At 31.1% G+C, this 3,133-nt stretch carries 3 protein-coding genes and 1 pseudogene; all 4 read left to right on the top strand.

Features of this window, described 5'->3' with window-relative positions:
* Positions 1–495, top strand: a 495-nt coding sequence (locus DWW23_RS26215; RefSeq protein WP_233564470.1) for a CDC27 family protein, incomplete at its 5' end; no start/stop codon positions are given.
* Positions 496–556: 61 nt separating this feature from the next.
* Positions 557–808: pseudogene (locus DWW23_RS26220) on the top strand (hypothetical protein); the annotation flags it as partial.
* A gap of 100 nt (positions 809–908) precedes the next feature.
* Positions 909–2,024 carry a 6-bladed beta-propeller gene (locus tag DWW23_RS26225; protein ID WP_122357393.1) on the top strand — a complete coding sequence of 372 codons (1,116 nt, stop codon included), beginning with the start codon at positions 909–911 and terminating at the stop codon, positions 2,022–2,024.
* 108 nt (positions 2,025–2,132) lie between these two features.
* Positions 2,133–3,133, top strand: a 1,001-nt coding sequence (locus tag DWW23_RS26230; RefSeq protein ID WP_122357394.1) for a 6-bladed beta-propeller, incomplete at its 3' end; no start/stop codon positions are given.

A 3,133-nucleotide genomic window follows, 5' to 3' on the forward strand; every position in this document is an offset into this window, starting at 1 on the left:
AAAGGCTATTACCAGGGGTATAAGAAATGGAATACATTGAAGATGTTATACAATAGCAAAGCTTATGAAGCGGCGGCGGACGGGTATGAAAAATTGGTGCCGCTGATGGGACATAAGCCGGAACTACTGTTTGAAGCGACGCAATGCTTGAGTAAGACGGAGCGGTTTGCAGAGGCGAACCATTTGTTGGAACGGGCGATGAAACTGAGTGGTGATCCGATGATACATTATATGGCGGCAAAAAATGAACAGGACCTGGGAAATTATCAGAAAGCAGAAAATTTATTGCTACATGCAATAGAAATACTGCCGGAACGGATCTATCCCTATTATCTGTTGACTAAACTATACTCGGAAACGACTTTTTTTCAGGAAGATAAGTTTATCAAAGCAGCTGATGCCGTACTAAAAAAGGAACCAAAAGTGAACAGCACTGCTATCAGGGAAATGCGGGAGGAGGTCAAGATGTTAAAACAATCACTTCATGCTAAATGAATATTTCACATACTTAAAAGAATACATAGATTCTAATTGAATAAAGGCAAATAGAAATAACAATTCGATTGAAATGCATATACTCAAATATTACATCAAACGGTGTGTCGGAATACCGGGAGATACCTTATCCATCCGAAACGGATTCTTTCATGTAGAAGGCGTACAAACGCCTCTCGGCAACATGGATTCACGTTATTGGGGATTACTGCCCGAAGAATATATTGTATGGAAAGCCTGGATTATTTGGAAATCGATCGATCCGCATACAGAAAGATTCAGGTGGAAACGATTTTTGAAAGTTATTTGTTAAAACCTACGTATTGCTTTCATAATAATTATACATATATTTGCCATAGCTCCATACTGGTATGAGACACAGGAGTTCTAACTATCAAATTCTATTTTGACAAATGAAGATTTTAAATCTAATAATATTCATGCTATTCCTTTGTTCATGTACAAAAAATGAACAAAAGGGAAATATTAAAACTATTACTTTCAGTGAAAATGAGAAACTTAATATAAATGATTATATTTCTTATAAGTTCATTCCATTAGAGACATCCAATCAATGTTTCATTAGCAGTATAAAGCAAGTTAAAATTATAGACAATAATATTTTCATTAATAATGATGGAAACAATCTATTAGTTTTTGATATATCTGGAAAATTTATTACTCAAATAGGGAATAAAGGAAATGGTCCTGGAGAATATCGGTTAATTAGTAATTTTCATATCGATAAAAATAAAGGTATTATAACGATTGCTGATGGAGGTCAAGCAAGAATAATAGATTATAAACTTGAAAATTATGAACATATAAAGACTCAAAAAATATTTTATTTTATAGATTGTTGTTGGTTATCCGATGGAAATATCGCTTGGTATTTTGTAGGAGGATATAAGACTACGAATGAAAATAGATATTTCATAAAGATAACTAATCGAGACCTAAAAGAATTAAAACTACTATACCCTATCGATTATGATTTACAATATCCAATCTCTGCAGGTTCTCATTTTTACACGTTAAACAAAAAATGTTATCTAAATCTCCCTCACATTCCAATAATTTATGAAGTTACAGCCTCAGAAATTTCCCCTGTCTATCAAATAAACTTAGGTACTCACAAATTTGCGCCAGAAGAATGGATGGAACGTGAAGCAAGGAAAAATTATTCTGCAATCGTAAATACTGATTACATTTCTGCACAGAATATAAAAGAAACAAATGATTATATCAGTATAGGTTATTGTGCAAAAGGAGCAAACGCCTATATTGGTTTTCTCAATAAAAAAACAGAGCAATCATGTAGATATTCACTCCCTGAATTTATAAGACAAACAGGTTTAACAGGAACAGGTATCATCATAAACACTTTTGGAGACTATTTTATTACGACATTGAATTCTTCTGTATTAAAACGTAATTCTAATAGTAAAATTCCAGAGTTAAAATCTATCTGTGAAACTATAAACGAAGAAGACAATCCCATTATATGTTTAATAAAACCCAATTTGTAATAAAACAAAAAGATTTGTTACTATCTTTATTAATATAAGAAGGTTGATGATTATGAAAACAAATCAGAAATAATAGATTATACAAATTTTCCCATAATCATATATAACATGAGTAAACTATACATATGCTTATTATCTCTTTTTCTAATCAGCTGTAGTACAAAGATAAAAGAGAATTCCAACATACCCACAATAGCCTTTGACCTAGAGGGTAAGCCATTTTGTAAAGATGAAATCGTTTGTGATTTTATACCATTAGAAACAAATGAAAAGAGTTTAATAAAAAAAATAAGTCAAATAGAATTTTTCGATAATCGCATCTTCATTTTTGACAATGTCAATCATCTTTTTCTTGTATTTGACATGAATGGTAAATTCATTACACAGGTAGGTGACTATGGTCAAGGCCCAGGTGAATACACATTACCGATACAATTTTGTATAGACAAAGAGAAAAAAGCATTTATCATATGTGATATTGATACGCAAAAATTAGTTTATTACAATTTAGATAATTATACATATATGTATACTGAAAATGTATCCAGATACACGTACTGTTCTCTATTGGAAAATGGTAAGTTTGTTTGGTTCTATACAGCCGGATTTAACTCTGAAGGGAAAAAGTACTATTTAATAACTACCGATCAACAATTTAAGAATAAAAATTATCTGTGTCAAGCTAATTTTACATCTCACTTTGGCATGCTTACAGGATCTTTATTTCATAACTTCGATAAAAAAACTTTTTTCCATACATCTTTTGAACCAACTATTTGGGAAATAACCACAAATGCGACACCAAGATATAACATATCCTTTGGAAAACACAAACTTCCTCCATTAAAGTGGTTGAAAGAACAAGAGTCCAGTTCTGTAGGTTATGTAATGAGTATACAAAATACAAACTATGTATCTGCTTACAATTTAACAGAGAATTCTACTTTCATAAATGTTTTATACTATGTAAACAAAAGTATATATCTAGGATTCTATAATAAACAGACTAAAGTTAATCAAAAGTATACCTATCCGGAATTTATAAAATATGCAGAAATAGATGGTGCCATGAGTGAAATATTAGGAGTTTACAATGATTATTTTATTGC

Source organism: Parabacteroides sp. AF14-59, assembly GCF_003479515.1.
Classification (GTDB): domain Bacteria; phylum Bacteroidota; class Bacteroidia; order Bacteroidales; family Tannerellaceae; genus Parabacteroides; species Parabacteroides faecis.

What these genes read in the sequence shown, in the direction of transcription:
- DWW23_RS26225 (WP_122357393.1), top strand. Translation starts at nt 909, where the DNA reads ATGAAGATTTTAAATCTAATAATATTCATGCTATTCCTTTGTTCATGT.